The organism is Glutamicibacter sp. GQ173, assembly GCF_059759215.1.
This window is the reverse complement of the sequence record NZ_JCAXDT010000001.1, coordinates 550,622-570,561: the sequence shown is the minus strand read 5'-3', so window position 1 is coordinate 570,561 and position 19,940 is coordinate 550,622. Positions and strand designations below refer to the sequence as shown.

General features: G+C 59.6%; 18 protein-coding genes and 1 tRNA gene. 9 read left to right on the top strand and 10 right to left on the bottom strand.

Annotation, left to right across the window (positions count from 1 at the left end; translation table 11 throughout):
* Positions 1 to 98: 98 nt before the first annotated feature.
* Positions 99 to 2,204, top strand: coding sequence for a PhoX family protein (locus AC6CHO_RS02695; protein WP_498213521.1), 2,106 nt, complete (start codon positions 99 to 101; stop codon positions 2,202 to 2,204).
* 147 nt (positions 2,205 to 2,351) lie between these two features.
* On the top strand, positions 2,352 to 4,055 hold the full coding sequence (gene menD / locus AC6CHO_RS02690; protein WP_498213520.1) for a 2-succinyl-5-enolpyruvyl-6-hydroxy-3-cyclohexene-1-carboxylic-acid synthase: 1,704 nt from the start codon (positions 2,352 to 2,354) through the stop codon (positions 4,053 to 4,055).
* 87 nt (positions 4,056 to 4,142) lie between these two features.
* On the opposite strand, the gene AC6CHO_RS02685 is transcribed toward menD, so the two are convergent.
* The 4 genes from AC6CHO_RS02685 to AC6CHO_RS02670 form a co-directional block, all read right to left on the bottom strand.
* Positions 4,143 to 4,925, bottom strand: a complete 783-nt coding sequence (locus AC6CHO_RS02685; RefSeq protein WP_498213519.1) for an amino acid ABC transporter ATP-binding protein — start codon at positions 4,923 to 4,925, stop codon at positions 4,143 to 4,145.
* Between the two features lie 13 nt (positions 4,926 to 4,938).
* Entirely contained in the window at positions 4,939 to 5,730 is a 792-nt protein-coding gene (locus AC6CHO_RS02680; RefSeq protein ID WP_498213518.1) for an amino acid ABC transporter permease, read from the bottom strand.
* 112 nt (positions 5,731 to 5,842) lie between these two features.
* A complete protein-coding gene (locus AC6CHO_RS02675; RefSeq protein WP_498213517.1) occupies positions 5,843 to 6,631 on the bottom strand; it encodes an ABC transporter substrate-binding protein in 789 nt (262 codons plus the stop codon).
* A gap of 172 nt (positions 6,632 to 6,803) precedes the next feature.
* A complete protein-coding gene (locus tag AC6CHO_RS02670) occupies positions 6,804 to 8,141 on the bottom strand; it encodes an isochorismate synthase (protein WP_498213516.1) in 1,338 nt (445 codons plus the stop codon).
* A 289-nt stretch (positions 8,142 to 8,430) separates the two neighbouring features.
* Between AC6CHO_RS02670 and AC6CHO_RS02665 the strand changes: the two genes are divergently transcribed.
* Positions 8,431 to 9,528, top strand: a complete 1,098-nt coding sequence (locus AC6CHO_RS02665; RefSeq protein WP_060702293.1) for a polyprenyl synthetase family protein — start codon at positions 8,431 to 8,433, stop codon at positions 9,526 to 9,528.
* An 86-nt stretch (positions 9,529 to 9,614) separates the two neighbouring features.
* On the opposite strand, the gene AC6CHO_RS02660 is transcribed toward AC6CHO_RS02665, so the two are convergent.
* Genes AC6CHO_RS02660 through AC6CHO_RS02650 form a run of 3 tightly spaced genes read right to left on the bottom strand, consistent with a single transcriptional unit; the run spans position 9,615 to position 11,984 of the window.
* Entirely contained in the window at positions 9,615 to 10,127 is a 513-nt protein-coding gene (locus tag AC6CHO_RS02660; RefSeq protein ID WP_498213515.1) for an HIT family protein, read from the bottom strand.
* On the bottom strand, positions 10,127 to 10,561 hold the full coding sequence (locus AC6CHO_RS02655) for a hypothetical protein (RefSeq protein WP_060702291.1): 435 nt from the start codon (positions 10,559 to 10,561) through the stop codon (positions 10,127 to 10,129). Before AC6CHO_RS02655 ends, AC6CHO_RS02660 begins: the two co-directional genes overlap by 1 nt.
* Positions 10,562 to 10,580: 19 nt before the next feature.
* Entirely contained in the window at positions 10,581 to 11,984 is a 1,404-nt protein-coding gene (locus tag AC6CHO_RS02650) for a PucR family transcriptional regulator (protein WP_498213514.1), read from the bottom strand.
* Between the two features lie 114 nt (positions 11,985 to 12,098).
* Between AC6CHO_RS02650 and AC6CHO_RS02645 the strand changes: the two genes are divergently transcribed.
* From AC6CHO_RS02645 to gabT, 3 genes are all read left to right on the top strand, one after another.
* A complete protein-coding gene (locus tag AC6CHO_RS02645) occupies positions 12,099 to 13,706 on the top strand; it encodes a sodium-dependent transporter (protein WP_498213513.1) in 1,608 nt (535 codons plus the stop codon).
* 2 nt (positions 13,707 to 13,708) lie between these two features.
* Entirely contained in the window at positions 13,709 to 13,861 is a 153-nt protein-coding gene (locus tag AC6CHO_RS02640; RefSeq protein ID WP_498213512.1) for a methionine/alanine import family NSS transporter small subunit, read from the top strand.
* A gap of 197 nt (positions 13,862 to 14,058) precedes the next feature.
* On the top strand, positions 14,059 to 15,402 hold the full coding sequence (gene gabT / locus AC6CHO_RS02635; protein WP_060702288.1) for a 4-aminobutyrate--2-oxoglutarate transaminase: 1,344 nt from the start codon (positions 14,059 to 14,061) through the stop codon (positions 15,400 to 15,402).
* Positions 15,403 to 15,501: 99 nt separating this feature from the next.
* Here gabT and rarD read toward each other — a convergent pair whose 3' ends face one another.
* Positions 15,502 to 16,440, bottom strand: coding sequence for an EamA family transporter RarD (rarD, locus tag AC6CHO_RS02630; protein ID WP_444662634.1), 939 nt, complete (start codon positions 16,438 to 16,440; stop codon positions 15,502 to 15,504).
* Between the two features lie 261 nt (positions 16,441 to 16,701).
* Between rarD and htpX the strand changes: the two genes are divergently transcribed.
* Complete coding sequence (gene htpX / locus AC6CHO_RS02625; RefSeq protein WP_498213511.1) at positions 16,702 to 17,580, top strand: zinc metalloprotease HtpX; 879 nt, start codon at positions 16,702 to 16,704, stop codon at positions 17,578 to 17,580.
* Positions 17,581 to 17,669: 89 nt separating this feature from the next.
* Here htpX and AC6CHO_RS02620 read toward each other — a convergent pair whose 3' ends face one another.
* A complete protein-coding gene (locus tag AC6CHO_RS02620; RefSeq protein ID WP_444662636.1) occupies positions 17,670 to 18,158 on the bottom strand; it encodes a YajQ family cyclic di-GMP-binding protein in 489 nt (162 codons plus the stop codon).
* Positions 18,159 to 18,339: 181 nt separating this feature from the next.
* Between AC6CHO_RS02620 and AC6CHO_RS02615 the strand changes: the two genes are divergently transcribed.
* Positions 18,340 to 18,421 (top strand) — tRNA-Tyr (locus tag AC6CHO_RS02615).
* A gap of 137 nt (positions 18,422 to 18,558) precedes the next feature.
* Positions 18,559 to 18,933 carry a thioredoxin gene (gene trxA / locus AC6CHO_RS02610; RefSeq protein WP_060702270.1) on the top strand — a complete coding sequence of 125 codons (375 nt, stop codon included), beginning with the start codon at positions 18,559 to 18,561 and terminating at the stop codon, positions 18,931 to 18,933.
* Positions 18,934 to 18,955: 22 nt separating this feature from the next.
* Here trxA and AC6CHO_RS02605 read toward each other — a convergent pair whose 3' ends face one another.
* The gene (locus tag AC6CHO_RS02605; RefSeq protein ID WP_498213509.1) at positions 18,956 to 19,918 is read right to left on the bottom strand and encodes a DNA-3-methyladenine glycosylase family protein; all 963 of its coding nucleotides are present in this window, start codon (positions 19,916 to 19,918) and stop codon (positions 18,956 to 18,958) included.
* Positions 19,919 to 19,940: the final 22 nt, after the last annotated feature.

Below are 19,940 nucleotides of genomic sequence, written 5' to 3'. Positions count from 1 at the left end.
CAGTTAACTTGGGCGTTGCATTTTGCACACTTCAGGGTGAAAACCTCATATCGCGTCGTTCCCCTGACAGCGAGCCCTAACTGAGGAAGTGATGGATCATGAATCCAACCCGTACCCTTTTGCCAATGCTAGGCCATACCCGCGGCGGACGGTCCGCAGCAACCTGCCACTTCAAATGTGGAGATGCCTGCGTTAAGCCCGATTGCAACACCTCGACCAACAGCTACTTCAAAGACATCGCCGACAAGTCGCTCTCCCGCCGCAGCATGCTGGGCCTTGGCGCAATCGGTGCGTCGGCCTTGGTTGTCGGGCCACAGCTCTTTGGCGCGCAAGAAGCCAGCGCGGCGCCATTGGTGCCGCTGAAGAACGGCAACAACGCCGGCGGCCACCTGTCCTTCGACGCCATTGAGCCGGTGTCCCGATCGGTAGACAACGTCAGCGTTCCTGAAGGATATGACTGGAATGCCATCATCCGCTGGGGCGATCCGCTATTCAAGAACACTGCGCAATTCGACGCCACCAAGCAGAGCGCACGCAAGCAGGCCGAACAATTCGGCTACAACTGCGATTACCTCGACATCATCGTTGACAAGTACTCGGGCCGCACCGGCGTGCTGGTAGCCAATCACGAATACACCAATGAAGACATGATGTTTGACGCTGCCTGGTTCGAAGCGAACAAGGATGAAGCCCGCCGCATCGCCATGAACGCGCACGGCTTCAGCGTGGTCGAGGTCAAGCGCAAGAAGAAGGACAAGAAGTGGAGCTACGTCCAGGGCGGCGAGCGCAACCGCCGCATTACCGCGCAGACTGAATTCACCGTGGACGGTCCAGCAGCAGGAAGCGACCTGCTCAAGACCGTTGCCGACCCGACCGGAACCAAGGTCCTGGGCACCTTGAACAATTGCTCCGGCGGCACCACCCCATGGGGCACCATTCTCTCCGGCGAAGAAAACGTTGACCAGTACTTCAGCGGCAAGGGCACCGCCGAGGAAGCGCGCTACGGCATCGGCACCGGCGCCACCGAACGCGGCTGGGAAGACACCGATCCACGCTTTGGCCTGGGCAATGAAGGCTACGAAAACGAGGCAAACCGCTTCGGCTGGGTCATCGAGATCGATCCGCAGGATCCAAAGTCCACCCCGGTCAAGCACACCAGCCTGGGACGCTTCAAGCACGAGGGCGCCAATGTGCGCATCGCCAAGAACGGCAAGGCCGTGGCCTACTCGGGTGACGACTCGCGCTTCGAGTACCTGTACAAGTTTGTCTCCAAGGGCACCTACTCCAAGCATGACCGCCAGCAGAACATGAAGCTGCTCTCCGAGGGCGACCTGTACGTCGCTCAGTTCAACGGCAACTCGCCAGCAAGCGAAATCGACGGCAGCGGCCAAGTTCCATCCGACGGCGCCTTCGACGGCGCCGGCACCTGGCTGCCGCTGGTCAAGGGCGGTGCCTCCATAGTCGACGGCATGAGCGTGGAAGAGGTTCTGGTCTACACCCGACTGGCCGCTGACAAGGTGGGCGCAACCAAGATGGACCGCCCGGAAGACGTCGAGCCAAGCCCGATCTCCGGCAAGCTCTACGTGGCCCTGACCAACAACTCGGACCGCGGCAAGGCCGGCAAGGAAGGCGCCACCGAGCCGAACCCGCGCATCTCCAACCGCGATGGCCACGTTATTGAACTGACCGAAGCCGGCAACGACGCAACCAGCACCAAGTTCACCTGGAACATCCTGCTGGTCGCCGGTGATCCCAAGGTCAACGGTTCCACCTACTTCTCCGGTTACCCCACCGACAAGGTCTCGCCAATTTCCTGCCCGGATAACTTGGCTTTCGACTCGAAGGGTAACCTGTGGATCTCAACTGACGGCGCTCCAAGCACCATCGGCTATTCGGATGCCCTGCACAAGGTCACCCTGACCGGCAAGGACCGTGGCCGAGTCGAGCAGTTCCTCGCCGTGCCAACCGGCGCGGAGACCTGTGGCCCGCTGATCCATGACAAGGACAACTCGGTATTTGTCGCGGTCCAGCACCCGGGTGAAGGCGGAACCTACGCTGCCCCAACGTCGCTGTTCCCGGACTACCTCGCCAACTCGGCAGCTGCTTCGGCGGGCCAGTTCTACGGTCCGCGTCCAAGCGTGGTGCAGGTCTTCAAGGAAGACTCGCACCCGGGCAAGGGGCATGGCAAGGGCAAGAACAAGTAGCCTGCAGCTTCTTTGGCCCTGAGGCGCCAGGGTGATCGGAACACCGATCACCCTGGCGCCTTCGCGCATCGTCGTACCACGTGAACCGGTGCCAAGGCATAGACTGGGAGAACTGCCGCAGCATAGGAATCGAAGGAGCCACACCGCGTGGGATTGCAGCAACCAGATCAGCAATTGGCCATCACCACGGCTCGTGCGGTGCTCGGCACTCTGATTCAAGCGGGTATCCGTCACCTGGTCATTTCTCCCGGCTCGCGCAGTGCGCCACTGGCCTATGCCGCGGCGGAAGCTGAATTTGCGGGGCTGCTCAGGGTCCATGTGCGAATCGATGAACGTTCGGCAGCCTTTATGGCCCTGGGTCTGGCGCAAAGCACCGCAACGCCTGTAGCCCTTGCAGCCACCAGCGGCACGGCCATCGGCCAGATGCTTCCGGCGGTGATGGAAGCCAACCACACTTCCACGCCACTGCTGGTTCTTTCGGCAGACCGCCCGGATGAATTGCACGGCACCGGCGCCAGCCAGAGCACAAAGCAAAAGGAGCTTTTCGGCGACCACGTGCGCGTGGCTCTCAACGTGCCTGCCGGTCACCCGGCCGGCGCCTGCGTTGAACAAGCGCTGGAAGCGTTGCAGGGCACAGGGCTGCTTCCCCCTGGCCCGGTCCAACTGAACCTGCAATTCCGGGATCCGCTCATTCCGGCAGACAATGAGAGCATCGGGCACCAGTACTGGACCCGGATCCAGCCAGGCCCCTGGCCTGCTGCCGGCGACGAGCTATCCGCGGCCGCGCCAGCGCCGGCCGCAGGCCTGCCCATCCGGCGAACCGTCGTAGTGGCTGGACACGGGGCGGGGGCCACCGCGCAGGCGTTCGCCCAGGAATTGGGCCTTCCGCTGTTTGCCGAGCCGTCCTCCAATGCCCGGTTCTCGGCTCATGCCATCACCCACTACCGTCCGCTGATCGCTGTCGGCGCGCAACGCATTGAACGAGTAGTGCTCTTCGGCCGGCCAACCCTCAGCCGCCCTGTTGCAAAGCTCTTAGCCGATCCGAAGATCCAATCCGCCATCTGGCAGCCTGCGCCCGTGGCGTGGTACGAGGCTGGCCGCCGCCGCGAAACCCCTATCAGCCAGTGGAATGAGCTTCAGGAATTCGCAGGATCCGCACCAAGCAGTTGGCTGGCGGACTGGCAAGAACTTGATGCCCGGGCCCGGGGCCTCCGAGGCGATTTGAAGCGCGACGGCGCTATCAACGGACTTGACGTTGCCGAAGCGATCTGGGAAGGCCAACCCGAAGTGCTCCTGCTGGGCTCCTCGAATATCGTTCGCGATTTCGACCTGGCTGCCCGCCCGGGTGCCGCTGATGAGACTACCGTGTATGCCAATCGAGGTTTGGCCGGCATCGACGGAACAATCTCCACCGCGCTGGGGCTGGCCGTTGGAAGCGGGCGGCGGACCGTGGCAGTCATGGGCGACATTACCTTCGCCCATGACGCCAGCTCGCTGTCGTGGACTCCAGGGGAGCCGCAGCCGCAACTGGATGTGGTGGTGTACAACGACGCCGGCGGCGCCATCTTCTCCACATTGGAGCACGGAGCAGTTGATGGCTCCGGGCGTTATGTCGACGCCGTGGAGCGCCTGTTTGCCACACCGCAGCAGTTTGATATCCAGTCACTGGCCAAGGCCTATGGGTGGCAGTATGAACGCGCCACGACAAAAGCTGTGCTGAAAAACCTGCTGGAGCAAACCGGGGGATCCAGATTGCGCTTGATCGAGGTACCCGCGTCGAGGGATCACCTGCGGGCAGATAGCCAGGAGCTCAATCACAGGATCGGGCAGCTGTCCTGGCCTGGATCGTAACCCTTTGATTGACTGCAGAAACAACTCATCCCTTGCAGCGAGGACCTGACGGAACCCGGTGCAAGGGATGATTCGTATTAACTTTGCCTAGATATCGACGTGGGTCGGATCCAAGACGCGGCGCAGGAAGTCCTGGGTCCTTGGCTGCTGCGGATTGCCAATGACATCTGCTGCCTTGCCTTCTTCCACCACGACGCCACCGTCCATGAAGAACACCCTGTCCGCCACTTCCTTGGCGAATGCCATCTCGTGGGTTACCACCAGCATGGTCATGCCGGCCTTGGCCAGATTCTTCATGATGGCCAGTACCTCGCCGACGGTTTCAGGATCCAACGCGCTGGTGGGCTCGTCGAAGAGCATCAGGGTTGGTTCCATGGACAGAGCGCGGGCGATGGCCACACGCTGCTGCTGGCCGCCGGAAAGCTGATCAGGGTAGCGATCTCCGAAATCGCCTAGTCCCACTCGCGCCAAGTGTCCCAGCGCGACTTTCTCCGCGTCGGCCTTTTTGCGCTTGAGCACCTTAATCGGGGAAACCGTGCAGTTCTCCAGCACCGTCAGGTGCGGGAAGAGGTTGAACTGCTGGAAGACCATGCCCACTTGTTGGCGCATCTTATCCAGATTCACCTCCGGGTCGGTGACCTCAAAGCCGCCGACCGTGATGGTTCCCCCATTGGGCTTTTCCAGCAGATTCACACAGCGCAGCAGGGTGGACTTGCCTGAGCCCGAGGGACCGATGAGGCAAACTACTTCGCCGGGCTTGACGTTCAGATCGATGCCCTTGAGCACCTCGTTATTGCCGTAGGATTTGCGCAGTCCGGTGATCTCCACGCCAGCGGCGTGAACCGAAAGTTGATTAGTGTCAGTCGACATTCTCAAGTCCTAACTATCGCTTGGTCTTCGCCGCGCGGGATTCGAATTTGCGGGCTACCAGGCTCAGCGGGATGGTGATCACCAGGTAGAACAGGCCCGCCACAACCAGCGGGGTGATGCCTGCATCCAGCTGGGAAATGCCATCGCGGCCGAATTTGGTCATCTCGTACTGGGCGGCGGCCGCGCCGAGGATGAAGGCCAAGGAAGTGTCCTTGGTCAGCAAGATGATTTCATTGGTCATCGGCGGCAGGACGATCTTGAAAGCCTGCGGGATGACGATGGTGACCATGGCGCGCCATGCTGGCATGCCCAGGGAACGAGCAGCTTCCGTTTGCCCCTTCGGAACGGCCTGCAAACCGGCGCGCAGGGTTTCAGCGATGTAGGCCGCGGAAACCAGTCCCAAGGCGAACATCACGTTCACTGGCTGCGGCCACGTCGTTCCGAAAGCTTGAGGCAAGCCAAATCCGAATGCCAAGAGCACCAGGATTGCGGGGATGCCTCGGAAGAATTCGATGAATGCGGTGGCAAACCACCGGTACGGCGCGAAAGACGCCATTTTCATCAGGGCCAGGAGTAGACCCAGCACCAAGCCGAAAGCAAAGGAAATGATGGTATAGAAGATCGTATTCTTCAGGCCGACCAGAATCATGCCTGGGAACATCGGGCCGAGCTTGTCGAAGGAGAAGAAAGCGTAAGACGCTTTTTCCCAGTCAACGATTGCCACCAGGGCGATGATGATGGCAAAGAAGAGCACAATCTGAATGATTTTGCTTGTGCGGGCGCGCTGACTAGTAGTCATTGCCATTGGTTTTGTACCTCTCGTAAAGGTAGCGGGGGCTCGGGCGGCAACTATGCCCAGCGGCATGCATGGCGTCGCGAACCCCCGCCCGGTAGATCAATCCGTGTTCAGCGGAGACTTACTTTTCGCCGAACCACTTCACGGTCAGTTCTTCCATGGTGCCTGCATCGGTCAAGCGCTTGAGCGTTCCATTGACCAATTCCAGGGTGTCTGCCTTGTCCTTCGGGACGGCAACACCGAGCTGCTCGCCGGTCTTGAAGTTGGCGACAGCCTTGTAATCAGGCTTGTCCTTTACCGCGTAGCCAAGAACCGACTGGTTGCCCAATACGGCATCAACCTGGTTTGCCAGCAGTGCCTGGGTCTGCAATCCGGCATCCTCGTAGCCGACGATGTTATTCAGCCCTTGTTCCTTGCCGTACTTTTCACCGGTGGTAGCCTGCTGGACGCCAACCTTCTTGTCCTTGGCGGTTTCCAGGTCGGTGATGCCCGAGCCGTTCTTGGCGATCAGGACCAGGTCGTCATCCATGTAAGGGGTGGAGAAGTCCATCTTCTCCTTGCGTGCGTCGGTGATGGAGATCGAGGAGATGGCGATGTCGCACTGGGTGCTGAACAGGCCGGATTCGATGGAGTCGAAGCTGGCGTCGATGACATTGAGTTCCAGCTTGGCATCCTTGGCGATTTCCGCCGCGACATCCATGTCGAATCCGACATTTTTGCCGTCTTTGACGAATTCAAATGGCTCGTAGGGGATATCCGAGCAAATGGTCAGCTTGCCCTCGTTGATCGGGAAGGATGCGCCTTCGGACTCCGAGCTGGAGCCGCTATCGGAACCGCAGGCGGTCATGGCTAGAAGTGCTACGGAGCTGAGTGCGACGGCGGCTGCGAATTTTTTCTTGGGGTTACGCATAGGATCAAAACCTACTTTCGGGTCATTGCGAGTGGATCACTGCGATGCCACAATCATAACCGCGACAGCACCAGCACGAGACGCACTTCACACAACTGCTATCGAGAGTAAGGAGAACTTATGCTTCGGAATATCGGAAAGATCGTCCATGCTGGCCACATTGGCAGTTGAGCTATTCGGCGCCCAGGGCCTGGCGCATAGGGCGCATTTTCGCCCATGACTCGGCCAACTCATCTTCCGGAACTGAGCCGGGAACGATACCGCACCCGGCGTACAGGCGCATGAGCTTCTCGTCTTCCAGGATTCCGCCGCGCAAGGCGATGCCGAATTCCCCATCGCCACGGCTATCAACCCAGCCCACGGGACCGGCGTAGGGGCCGCGATCCATGCCTTCCAATTCACGCAGGAGCACCCCGGCCTTTTTCGTCGGGGTTCCGCACACCGCCGCGGTTGGATGGAAGATTTCGGCAACATCCAGGGCCGACGGCAACGCGCCGGTCGCATCCGCACGCAATTGGGCCCGTACATCACTGGCCAAATGCCACACATTGGGCAACTGCAAAATGAATGGCTCTTCCGGTGCGCTCATGCCGTGCGAAATAGGATTCAGCGAATGGGTCAACGAGTCAATAGCCAGCTGGTGCTCATTGCGCTGCTTCGGGTCCTCGAAAAGGCGCTGCTGGGCAAAGCCCGGGTCATCGGCCCCGGCCGCTGCGCGGTCCAGGGTTCCGGCCAATACGCGCGCCTCGGCCAAGCCATCGGTGACCCGCACCAGCATCTCGGGAGTTGCCCCGACCAGGCCGTCAACGCTGTAGGTCCAGCAATTGCCGTAGCGCTCGGTCAAGGCATGGACGACCTTGGACAGATCGATCGGCGTGCTGCTGTGGGCAAGCACGTCCCGGGCCAGCACCAGCTTGGAAATGCCGCGCTCGTCAAAATGCCGCAGGGCCTTTTTGACGGCCTCGACATAGGAACCGGCGGTCAACTGCCCGCTGGTCAGCTTGATGCTGCCGGCAGTTGCCCCTGGAATGGCGGCATCGGCCATCAAGTCCGATGCGCGAGCCAAGGCCTGTTCGTAGGTGACGCCATCGAGTTCCTCGGCGGTGCCGGTGAGCGTGATCCATGCGGTCTGCTCATCGCGGCCAATGACCAGCTGGGGAATGATCATGCGGGATTCGAAAACGCTGGTGAAGGAGAACGCGAAGGAGCCGAAGCTGACCAGGCCAGTGCCCGGGCGATTCAGCGGGTCGATGATCCGGGCGTTCTCGATGACCTGCGCAAACCATGCCCGGGCCCGTGCGAATCGTTCCTCGCCATGGGTATGCAATCGGGCAGCGGTGCCAAAACCGACCAGGCCATGACCATTGCGGGTCCAAACCAGGCTTCGGTGACGCAATGAGTCGCCAAGCAGCGTTTGCGGAGCATCGACATATTCAAAGGTGATGCTGGTGAGACTAGGAGCCGACAGCTGATGGGCGCTGGCGCTGAGAACGGGCGAATCTGCAGACATGATAAGGCTAAGCCTACCGCGCGGTGCCGGGGAAAATGCCGTGCAGGTGTCCCCAGTCACGACTGTGAGTTATGGCGGGTCTGGTGATAACTGCTGGCCTGAGCCGGTAAACTCTAGAACGAACTGCTAGGTCGCTGGCCAGCATGCACGTGCGCGTTGCACCGTGCCAGCATCCAGTGGTGGACAGCATCGGCTAGAGTGAAGAGATGTTTGTCTGCATATTGCAGGCGCCGAAGTCTTCGCATACCGCGATGGCCACCCCGATGAAAGATAAGTAAGCCGTAGAACAGTGACTGATTCGAAGAGCAACTGGACCGCAGCCGGACATGAAGTGTCGGACTCGATTGAGCTGAATCCTGAAACCGCTGCATTAGCTGCGGCTATTAATCTTCCCTCGGGCTTTGCGATGCTTGCCGAGGACCCGGACTTCGGGCCGGCGATTTCCATCGGCATGGCCAAGGTCGAGAAGCTGCTGCGCGATGCGCTGGCCAATTCCGACCCGTTGATCGATGCCTCCAGCCGGCACCTGGTCGAAGCCGGCGGGAAGCGGGTGCGCCCGCTCTTGGTGTTGCTCACCTCCCTGCTCGGCCACGGCGTGACCGATGAAGTGATCAAGGCCGCGGCCGTCGTGGAACTGACCCACTTGGCAACCCTGTACCACGACGACGTGATGGACTCTGCTCCGCTGCGCCGCGGTGCTCCCACTGCCCACGAGGTCTGGGGCAACTCCGTTGCCATTCTGGCGGGGGACCTCATCTTTGCCCGGGCTTCGGTCTTCGGCGCCGACCTTGGCCCTGAAGCGGTGATGTGGCAGTCGCGCACCTTCGAGCGCCTGTGCCTGGGCCAGCTGCACGAATCAATCGGGCCGCGTGAAGGCGACGATGAGATCGAGCACCACCTGCAGGTCATCAGCGACAAGACCGCCTCGCTGCTTTCCACCTCCGGAGCCTTTGGCGCGCGCTTTGGCGGAGCGCCGGAGTTCATCGAGGTACTGCGCGAGTACGGTGAAAAGGTGGGCGTTGCCTTCCAGGTAGCTGACGATGTCATTGACCTGGCCTCCGAGAAGGCCGACTCGGGCAAGACCCCGGGCACTGATCTGCGTGAAGGCGTCCCGACCTTGCCGATCCTGCTGTTGCGCCAGGCCGCCGCAGCCGGCGATGAGCAAGCCGCGCAGGCCGTGGCCCTGGTGGATGCCGACCTTTCCACCGATGAAGCACTGGCCAAGGCCGTTGAAGCCGTTCGCGCGCACTCGGTACTGCACGATGCATGGAAGGCCGCCCGCCAGTGGGCCGATGACGCGATCCAATCGCTGGCTCCGTTGCCGGAAGGCACCGTGAAGCAGGCCTTGATTTCCTTCGCCGACGCCGTGGTGACCCGCGACGCCTGAGCAGGAATCGAAAGACTGAAAACACCGCAGCGCATGAAGATCACGGTCTTCATGCGCTGCGGTGTTTAACCAGCCGAATCATCTCGTCAACGGAGTACTTCCGAAGCTTGAAGCGGTTCAGGGTGATCCGGGGAAAAGAGCGCCCGGCGCAGCTGCTGCGCCTTCATCGCCCGTTCCTCTACCGAGACCCGATGGCGCAGCTGCTGATACAGCTGGTCATCGTGATAGCGGGGAAATACGTGCTGGTGGTAATGCCAGACATGCTGGTTTCCCGCGGGCTCATTGTGCTGCCGGGTGCTGGTGCCTTCCGGATCCCACGCCAGCTTCATGGCCAATGCCACGCGCTTGGTTTCCTTCATGATGGCCGTGCCGGTGGCATCATCCAGATCGTAGAGCGCTTCCAAATGCCGGGTGGGAATGATCATGGCATGCCCGCCATAGTTTCCGAACCCATCACAGGCCATGATCGCCGCCACCAAGCCGGTCTGATAGATCAGATCGGTAGGCGCGCAAAGATTGTCCTGGCTGAATGGCAGATCCTGCACCAGTTCGCAGAAAGGGCACTGGTACTCGGCCGGCTGATGGGAACGGTGGAGCACTAGTCCTCCAGTTCGGCTGCCAATTCGTCAAAGACCCATGCGAACATGTCCAGCGTGAATTCGCTGAACGTGCCTTCTTCGCTGGTCCATGTGCCCTTGGCGTTGTTGCGGCGGTAAACGATGGGATCGGGAACATCCAGCTGCGAGGCCTTGAAGGCCCAGACGAACTTTTCTTCTTCGTCTTCCAGGAACAACAGGTGGCCGTCTTCGATTTCCAATTCCTCGGGGTCGAAGAAGTAGTGGTAGGCCTCCATGAAATCTTCATTGTTGCCCAGCGCCAGGTAGAACTCCTCGAGCACAAAGGGAATGGAAACCTTGGACTGGGCTAGGGCATCACGCAGTTCTTCACCGTTGAGCCCGTCGGCTTCATTCCACTGGTCATCCAAATATTTGGGGACCAAGGAACGGAACTTCTCTAGAAACATGTCAGCCATGGGTTAATCCTATTCGAGATTAGCCAAGCTCAAGTGCGCTCAACGCGATCCACAGCTGGACTCGGTCGCTTGTCACATTCGGGTCGTAGCCCGAGAGCTCCGAAATCTGCTGCATGCGGTAGCGCACGGTATTGCGGTGCAGGCCCAGCGCTTCGGCTACGGCGCCTACCGAGCCATCGCGGTTCAGGTACTCGCGCAGCGTCAGCAGGAGATCTGAATCATGGGTGGAATCAAAGTCCTGCAGCGGCCCGAGTGCTTCTGCGGCAAGGTCTTGCAGCGGCACATCCCTGGCGGCCAGGAGCAGGGAAGTGAGCGAGAGCTTGGTGGGGACGTTGATGCGCTCGCCGTGGCGCAGGGATTCGAGCGCTTCGAAATAGCTCCAGCGGATACCGGTGGTATTCGAGTAGCGGCCGCCATATCCAACCCGGGCCGAGATCCCGGCGGCCTGAAGATACTCATCGAGATGCTTGATGGACAGCTGGACCTTGCTGTGCGCAACGATCACCGCCAAGCGGCCTTCCATCATCGCTGAAACCTGGGAGGAAAGGTCCGCGGGCAGGGGCAAGGTCTGCAAGCGCTCGGCCTGAGTGGAGGCCTGCACCAGGATGACCGAGTGCTCGCGCTGCGGATTCAGGCCCAAGGCGCCAAGGCGCCCGGCGGCGTCGGCCCCGACCAGGGTGCCAGCAGCCAAGTCTGCGAGCACCTGGCCATTGGCCTGGCGCTGCGAGGCGCGCAGCCGCGATTTGTTGGCCATCTCCAGGCCGATCAGGGACTGGGCATAATCCACGACCGGATCATGGATATAGGGTTCGGCCAGATGCAGGATGCATTTATCACGCAAGCCCGTGGCCACGGGCAGTTCGTGCCAAGTGCGTTCAGGATCATGATCACCGCTGATCACCTCGCCGTGAAGACTTAACGCCACGTCCGTCCCGAGCATGCGGGCCAGTTCATCGAGCATGCTATCGAGGTCGGAGGAGAGCAGGGAACGGGCCAGCTTCTGGTGCGATTTGAGCAAGTTCTCCACGCGCTTGAGATGCTCGGCATTCATGGCTTCAGCGATGAGCCGGGTAATGGCCGCAAAGGGAACCTGGTAGGGGACTTCGAAGACAGGCAATCCGACTTCGCGGGCCGCGACGATGGTGGCTTCAGGCACGGAGGCATGTTCCAGGCCGGTGCCGAATCCCAGGGCCACCGCATCATTGGCGGCAAGAACGCGCACAAATTCCCGTTGCGCGGCTTTGGTTTTCTGGCGCACCCCGGTGGTCAAGACGATTTCGCGGCCGGTGAGGAACTTGGACGGGTCCAGCAGCTCGGTGATGGCTGACCAGGTGATGACCATGTCGTCGCGATGGGTATGTTCGGTCATCGGGCGGAGATCGAGCTCGTCATGCTCCAGCAGTCCGCGTAAACTAATTGCCATGGAACCATTCTAGTTGGCCTGCGGAAGGTTCCCATTTCAGCAAATTGCTCAAATAATGGACACGCGTTACCGAAAATTGACCAGAATGTGAACTTTTTGCAGTAGCTTAGACACATGAGCTCTCCATCTTCAAAACAGGGCGCTCCACTCGCATCCGAAAAGCGTGAGACTTTCAGTTCACGAAAGCTCTTCATTCTTTCTGCGGTTGGTTCGGCCGTTGGACTGGGAAATATTTGGCGTTTCCCGTACGTCGCCTACGAGAACGGCGGCGGTGCATTCCTGATCCCGTACCTCGTAGCTATCCTCTGCGCAGGTATTCCGCTGCTGTTCCTCGACTACTCGATCGGCCACCGCTACCGCGGCTCGGCTCCGCTGGCCTACCGGCGGGCCAACCGGAAAACCGAAATGCTCGGCTGGTGGCAGGTGCTGATCTGCTTCATTATCGCCATCTACTACGCAGCCATCATCGCCTGGGCCGCCATGTATTGCTGGTTCTCCATCACCAAGGCCTGGGAGAAAAACGCAGAGGGAGCTTCCGGCTTCTTCATGCAGGACTTCCTGAAAGTCTCGGACAACGTCAACGTCTCCTTTGACTTCGTCGGCAATATTTTCACGCCGATGCTGATCGTGTGGCTTGTAGCCATCGTGATCATGGTGGCCGGAGTTAACAAGGGCATCTCCCGTGCCAATGGCATTTTCATGCCATTGCTGATCGTGATGTTCTTGATCCTTGTTGTCCAGTCCGTATTCCTTCCTGGCGCAATTGACGGCCTGAACTCCTTCTTCACCCCTGACTTCGAAGCGCTGCAGAATCCTGCAGTCTGGGCTGCCGCCTTCGGCCATATCTTCTTCTCGCTGTCCGTGGCCTTCGGCATCATGGTGACCTACTCGTCCTACATGAAGCGCAAGAGCGATCTGACCGGTTCGGGCTACGTCGTAGCGTTCGCCAACTCCAGTTTTGAACTGCTAGCCGGTATCGGCGTCTTCGCTGCCCTGGGCTTCATGGCGCACAACGCCGGCTCCAGCGTTGACGAGGTGGCCACCAGCGGCATCGGCCTGGCCTTCATTGCCTTCCCGACCATCGTCTCGCAGGCGCCTCTGGGTGGGCTGATTGGCGTGCTGTTCTTCGGCTCGCTGGTCTTCGCCGGCCTGACCTCCCTGATCTCGATTCTCGAAGTGATCGTGGCGGCCTTCCAGGACAAGCTGGGTTGGAAGCGCACCCCGGCCACCTTGGTCGTTGTTGTCCCGGTGGCGATCATCTCGCTGATCTTGTTCCCAACCACCACGGGCCTGTACCTGCTGGATACCATGGACGCCTTCGTGAACCAGTTCGGCATCCTGGCCTGCGCACTGGTGCTGGTCATCGTCTTCGGGGCAGGCCTTGGCATGCTGCCAAAGCTGGCCAAGCACATGAACCGCCACAGCTCCATCAAGCTGGGCACCGCTTGGAAGGTCCTTGTTGGCGGCATCGGCCCAGCGGCCCTTGGCTACATGCTGATCAACGAAGTCCAATCCAAGATCAGTGAGTCGTACTCCGGATACCCGTTGTGGTTCAACGCAGTCTTCGGCTGGGGCATGGCCGGCCTGCTGATCGTCGGCGCCCTGGTGCTCTCCTTGATTCCATGGAGCAAGAACTCGAAGGCCAATGACCCGGAGTTCAAAGTGCATCAGCAGAACGTTGAAGCCGAAGAAATTCCCGAACCAGCCGGAAAGGAATACTAGCCATGACCGGCATAGCCATTGTCTTCATGATCATTTCCATGCTGACCATCTGGGGCGGCCTCGCCCTCGCATTGATCAACCTTTCGCGTCATCCTGAAAAGGACGATGACGACGTCATTGAAACTGCTGGAACTGCGGGCAATAACAGCCTGTAGGGACATCCAGCAGCAACCGATACCTCCTTGCGCCGAGCCTCGCTTGGCGCGAGGAGGTATTTTTCTGTGCAGATGCACTACTGATCCCAGAGGTATTTGTGCCAAGTCTGGTAGTGGCAACGGGCCGTGAAGAATATTCTTCTTGTAAGAACACGTCGAGCCACGCGCTCGTAAAACCATAGTGAAAGGACAAGCAGGTGGACGTTAGCTACCGCATTGAACAGAAGCGCAAGATCAACGGGCCATTCCCCGGCCCCAAGTCGGAAGAACTCGCCGCACGCCGCGCCAAGGCAGTTGCTGCCGGTGTAGCTTCCAGCCTGCCAGTCTACGCAGCAGATGTTGACGGTGGCATCATCGTCGATGTCGACGGCAATCAGCTGATCGACCTTGGCTCGGGCATTGCTGTGACCACCGTGGGTGCTTCCAACCCAGCCGTGGCCAAAGCTGTCGCCGAGCAGGCACAGCACTTCACCCACACCTGCTTCATGGTTGCCCCGTACGAGAACTACGTCGCCCTGGCTGAGAAGCTGGCCGCGATCACCCCCGGTGATTTCGAGAAGCGCGCGGTCTTCTTCAACTCCGGTTCCGAAGCGGTGGAGAACGCCATCAAGGTAGCTCGCATCGCCACCGGCCGCCAGGCAGTTGTCGCCTTCGACCACGCCTACCACGGCCGCACCAACCTCACCATGGGCCTGACTGCCAAGGCAGCACCATACAAGCGCGGCTTCGGCCCACTGGCACCGGAGATCTACCGCATGCCAATGAGCTACCCATTCCGCGAAGAGAACCCGAACATCTCCGGCAAGGAAGCTGCTGAGCGCGCCATCCTGGCCATGGAGAAGCAGATCGGCGGCGACCAGATCGCTGCGATCATCATCGAGCCAATCCAGGGCGAGGGCGGCTTCATCGTCCCTGCCACCGGCTTCCTGCCACGCGTTGCCGAGTGGGCCAAGGAAAACGGCATCGTCTTCATCGCCGATGAAGTCCAGGCCGGCTTCGCCCGTTCGGGTGCATGGTTCGCTTCGGACATCGAGCAGATCGAACCAGATATCATCACCGTTGCCAAGGGCATTGCCGGCGGCATGCCGCTGTCGGGCATCGTTGGCCGTGCCGACCTGCTGGACTCGGTCCACGGCGGAGGCCTGGGCGGCACCTACGGTGGCAACCCGGTAGCCGTAGCCGCAGCTCTTGAGACCATCAAGTTCATGGAAGAGCAGGACCTGCCAGCTCGTGCCCGCGAAATCGAAGAGAAGTTCTTCGCCCGCTTCACCGCTTTGCAGTCCGCGTTCCCAGCCATCGGTGAAGTTCGTGGCCGCGGTGCCATGATCGCCCTTGAATTCGTCAAGGCTGGCGGCAAGGAGCCAGACGCCGATCTGACCAAGGCAATTGCTGCCGAGTGCCTGGCCCAGGGTGTTGTCATCCTGACCTGCGGCACCTACGGCAACGTCGTTCGCCTGCTGCCACCGCTGGTCATCGGCGATGAGCTGCTCAACGACGCACTTGACGTGCTGGAGTCGGCAATCCGCAAGTTGGCTTCCTAGTCCCCGGGTTCCGGGCACAATAAATAATGCTCCGGTTTCTCCCGCATCTGCGGGAGAAACCGGAGCATTATTTGTTAACCGCCCCAGTGCTTGCGGCAGCTAGCCGATCTTCTTGGGTTCTGGCAGGCGCCCTGCCTTGGGAGCACGAAGCATATCGACCAGGACGAAGATCACCGCAATCCACACCAGGACGAAGCCCATCCAGCGTTCGAAGGGCATGTGTTCTCCGAAGACCAGGACACCAAGAATGAACTGGAGCAGGGGAGCGATGAACTGCAGAGACCCCACCGTGCTCAACGGCAGGCGGCGGGCAGCACCGCCAAAAAGCAGGAGCGGGACAGCAGTGATGATTCCGCTTGAGGCCAGCAGCAGGATTCCGGCCCAGTTGCTGTTCAGCAGGGTCGATCCGGAAGTCTGGGACAGCCAGATCACGTAGATGATGGCCAACGGGGTCAGCCACAGGGTTTCGATGGTCAGCGCGCCAAGAGCGCTGCCCTTGGATCCCACCTTGTTCTTGACCAGTCCATAGAAGCCGAAGGAGAACGCAAGACCCAGGGAAATCCATGGCACCCGTCCCAAGCCCACGGTCAGGACAATCACGGCGACGGTGGCCAGGGCAACCGCGGCCCACTGCAGCGGGCGCAGCTTCTCCTTGAGCACCAGCACGCCAAGCAGGATCGCGACAATCGGGTTGATGAAGTAGCCCAGTGATGCTTCAAGCACGTGTCCGGTCAATACCGCCAACGCGTAGAGCACCCAGTTGGCGGCGATCAAGATGCTGGCCAAAGCCAGCTGGCCCATGGTTTTGGTATCGCGGAACATCGCTGCAAACTGGCGGATCTGCGACGTGGCCGCGAGCAGTATGAAGCAGAAGACCAATGAAAAGAGAACTCGTACTGCGACGAACTCAACGGCAGAGATTTGCGGAAGCAACAGGAAGTAAGCCGGCAGCAAGCCCCAAATGAGGTAGGCAGATGTGCCTTGGATCAGACCATAGCTGTGTTCAGAACGGACGGGAGCGGTGGTGCTTGATGACATTCAGGATGTACGCTTTCGAGCTAATGTGATTCAGGAGCAGTCGGAGTGCGGCGACAAAAAATTGCACCTTGCAACTAATAAACTACAACGCCGCAGGTACAGTAATATTCCCCGCTGAGCGAAACCTGGGTTTCGAAGCCAGTGCGGTGCCTCACACTCCTGGGCGGAAGCTGCAATTGCTGGAACTGACCGTGCCATCCATCCGTTGACTAGACTAGGAAGTACCATCTTGGTCTTTGTCATTTAGGGGAGTGCGTCAAGTTGCATGGACATAACAACGGACTGAAAACAGCATTGCTGCTTGGCGGAATGTTCGCCCTGCTCTTGGCTATCGGTTCGCTCATTTCTGCCGGAACCGGCCGGTCGATGTTCATTTGGATTTTCGCGCTTATCGGCCTGGGAACCACTGCTTATGGCTACTGGAATAGCGACAAGCTCGCTTTGCGCTCCATGCACGCCTACCCGGTGAGCGAAGCCGAGAACCCGATGATGTACCGCATTGTGCGGGAGCTGTCGATGAACGCCCAGCAGCCAATGCCGCGCTTGTACATCTCGCCAACTTCCTCTCCCAACGCCTTTGCCACCGGTCGCAATCCGCAGAACGCCGCGGTGTGCTGCACCGAGGGAATTTTGCAGTTGCTCAACGAACGCGAATTGCGCGGGGTGCTGGGCCACGAGCTGATGCACGTGTATAACCGCGACATCCTCACCTCTTCGGTAGCCGCCGCCGTCGCGGGTGTCATCACCTCCATCGCCCAGTTCCTGATGTTCTTCGGCGGTGGCGGTAGCAACGAGAACCGCAACGTCAATCCGATTGCGCTGATTGCCTTGTCCCTGCTGGCTCCATTGGCCGCGTCCATCATCCAGATGGCCGTGAGCCGCACTCGTGAGTACGATGCAGACGAGGATGGCGCCAAGCTGACCAATGATCCGCTGGCCCTGGCCAGCGCGTTGCGCAAGCTCGAATCGGGCATTTCCCAGGCGCCTTTGGCTGCCGGCGACCAGAAGCTGGTTAACAGCTCCCACCTGATGATCGCTAATCCCTTCGGTTCGCGCCTGAAGCAGATGTTCTCCACGCACCCGCCAATGGATCAGCGCATTGCCCGTCTCGAGGCCATGGCTGGCGGACGCGGGTACTAGGAGCCCTTAAAGCAACATTGGAGGCGGCTTCCCACTTCGGTGGGAAGCCGCCTCCAATGTTGTTGGCACACAGGGTGCCGGTGCTGTTCCTAGCGGAAGTTCACGAACTGCAAGTCTGCTTCATCGAAGTCGCGCAGCAGGGCCATGGTGGCCTGCAGGTCATCGCGGGACTTGGAGGAGACGCGCAGCTCATCGCCCTGGATGGTGGACTTGACGCCCTTGGGAGCTTCATCGCGGATCAACTTGTTGATCTTCTTGGCGACATCCTGTGCGATGCCTTCCTTGATGCTGGCCTCGATGCGGTATTCCTTGCCGGATGCGTAAGGCTCTCCAGCGTCCAAGGACTTCAGCGAGATGCCGCGCTTGACCAGCTTGGTCTGGAAAACGTCGAGGACCGCATTGACGCGCTCTTCCGAGTTGGCCTTCATCAAGATCTTCTCGCCACTGAAATCAACCTCGGCGCCGACGCCCTTGAAGTCGTAGCGCTGGACAATTTCCTTCTGGGCCTGGTTCATCGCGTTAGCGACTTCCTGGCTGTCTACCTTGCTGACGACGTCGAATGTGGAATCACTAGCCATGTGAATGCTCCTAGCTGTAACGGGTCTTATTCGCTACATAGCCTACCGGTTTTATGCCTTGAAATCGGGCTGTGATCAGGCTTACAGGGAAAATAGCCCCCTCGATTTCACTTCGTCGAAAATCTCCTGTAGAGTTATTTCTCGTTCCGACAAGAACAAATGTTCTTGAAAGAGCAATCTCGGCAGATTACCCGAGTGGCCAAAGGGGGCTGACTGTAAATCAGCTGGCAACGCCTTCACTGGTTCGAATCCAGTATCTGCCACAAATAACTCCCGGATCCTTGATCCGGGAGTTTTTTTGCTTCCCCGATAAAGTTTCATTGTGATCCGGATCTATTCCCGCTCTCAATGAAGATCACCTTTCTACGTATTTCATCTGAAATTCGGCTACCGTATAGGCATGGCAACTAGAAATGTAAGCGAAGATGACTTCGCGAAGTTGATTGAAGACAACGACATCGTCCTCGTGGACTTCTGGGCTGATTGGTGTGGACCGTGCAAGCAGTTCGCTCCGGTTTATGATCAGACCTCGGAAAAGTTCACTGATGTTGTTTTTGCCAAGGTGGATACCGAAGCCGAGCAGGGACTGGCACGTGCAGCCAACGTGACCTCGATTCCTACCATCATGGCGTTCCGCGAGCAGGTTCTCGTTTTCTCGCAGGCCGGTGCGTTGAACCAGCCGCAGCTTGAAGATTTGGTGACCGCGGTCAAGGGCATTGATATGAGTGAAGTACACAAGCAGATCGCCGAGGAAGCCGCCCAGGCCAACTCCTAAGACTGTTTGTGGGCTTCGGGCCCTACCTCTGCCGGTGATCCAGCGGAGCGTAGCGGGGCCCGAAGCTTTGTTTTCTCTCGCCGGAAAGTCCCAAAAGCCGGACGACCCGCTGCCGGTGCGGGGCAAAGGGAGCCATGAGCTCCAGCATCTGCTGATCAGTGATTCGACGTCCGGTCAGGACTTGTCCCACGAAATCGGCCAAATGGAAATCTCCCACGGATATGTGGTCGGTTGAGCCATGAGAACGCTGCAGCGTTTCGGCAATCGTCCAAGGCCCAATTCCAGGCACTGATCCTAGAGCCGATTCAAGTGTTCCCGGCGTTTTCGCCGTCGGCTTTGGCTGATCCAAGGGCTTGTCGGCCCACCAATTCAGGGCACCGGATGCCTGAACAAAATTCCGGATGGCCTCAGCACGCTTGCCTTCAACACGGGCAATCTGCCAATCCCAGCGGCGAAGCGGAGCAAGCTCCTGCGCCGAGGGAAAAATTCTCAAGCCGACCGGGACCGGGCCAGGCGCTGGTTGTCCATGATGCCTGATAAGCCAACGCCAGGCGTAGTTCGCTTCAATTCCGGTGACTCGCTGTTCCAGAATGGCCCCGATGGCATGCTCGAAGATCCTGCCGGTCGCGGGCAGCACAAGATCCGGGTGCTCGGCTCGCGAGCGGACGACAATTTCTGGAAAAAGTCCCCTGTGGAGCAGGTCGTCAAACTCGCTCCAGTCGTCCCCGGCGCCGAGCAGGTTTGGTGCACTATGAACTGCCCATTCGCCACCGGGCCCCCAAGCACGGAACTCGGCCGGCCCCAGGCGCAGTGGCTTGGAAATGTGCAGGGTCGCTGGGCCTTCGGGCGTGGAAAATGCCAGCCAGGCTTCGGATTCAGAAATCCGGATCGTTGGGTCGCCTTGACCGCGACGCAGTATTCCCAAGGACTTAACCAGAGACACCGGCCGTCCGGGGGAGAAGCTGGCGCTCCAAGATTTCTGCATATTTCGCATCATATAGCGTGAC

Coding starts and splice junctions, on each gene's coding strand:
- AC6CHO_RS02605 (WP_498213509.1), bottom strand. CDS start 19,918: ATGCAGAAATCTTGGAGCGCCAGCTTCTCCCCCGGACGGCCGGTGTCT.
- AC6CHO_RS02620 (WP_444662636.1), bottom strand. CDS start 18,158: ATGGCTAGTGATTCCACATTCGACGTCGTCAGCAAGGTAGACAGCCAG.
- AC6CHO_RS02650 (WP_498213514.1), bottom strand. CDS start 11,984: ATGGCAATTAGTTTACGCGGACTGCTGGAGCATGACGAGCTCGATCTC.
- AC6CHO_RS02640 (WP_498213512.1), top strand. CDS start 13,709: ATGACCGGCATAGCCATTGTCTTCATGATCATTTCCATGCTGACCATC.
- AC6CHO_RS02655 (WP_060702291.1), bottom strand. CDS start 10,561: ATGGCTGACATGTTTCTAGAGAAGTTCCGTTCCTTGGTCCCCAAATAT.
- rarD (WP_444662634.1), bottom strand. CDS start 16,440: ATGTCATCAAGCACCACCGCTCCCGTCCGTTCTGAACACAGCTATGGT.
- trxA (WP_060702270.1), top strand. CDS start 18,559: ATGGCAACTAGAAATGTAAGCGAAGATGACTTCGCGAAGTTGATTGAA.
- AC6CHO_RS02695 (WP_498213521.1), top strand. CDS start 99: ATGAATCCAACCCGTACCCTTTTGCCAATGCTAGGCCATACCCGCGGC.
- AC6CHO_RS02680 (WP_498213518.1), bottom strand. CDS start 5,730: ATGGCAATGACTACTAGTCAGCGCGCCCGCACAAGCAAAATCATTCAG.
- AC6CHO_RS02670 (WP_498213516.1), bottom strand. CDS start 8,141: ATGTCTGCAGATTCGCCCGTTCTCAGCGCCAGCGCCCATCAGCTGTCG.
- AC6CHO_RS02645 (WP_498213513.1), top strand. CDS start 12,099: ATGAGCTCTCCATCTTCAAAACAGGGCGCTCCACTCGCATCCGAAAAG.
- AC6CHO_RS02675 (WP_498213517.1), bottom strand. CDS start 6,631: ATGCGTAACCCCAAGAAAAAATTCGCAGCCGCCGTCGCACTCAGCTCC.
- AC6CHO_RS02685 (WP_498213519.1), bottom strand. CDS start 4,925: ATGTCGACTGACACTAATCAACTTTCGGTTCACGCCGCTGGCGTGGAG.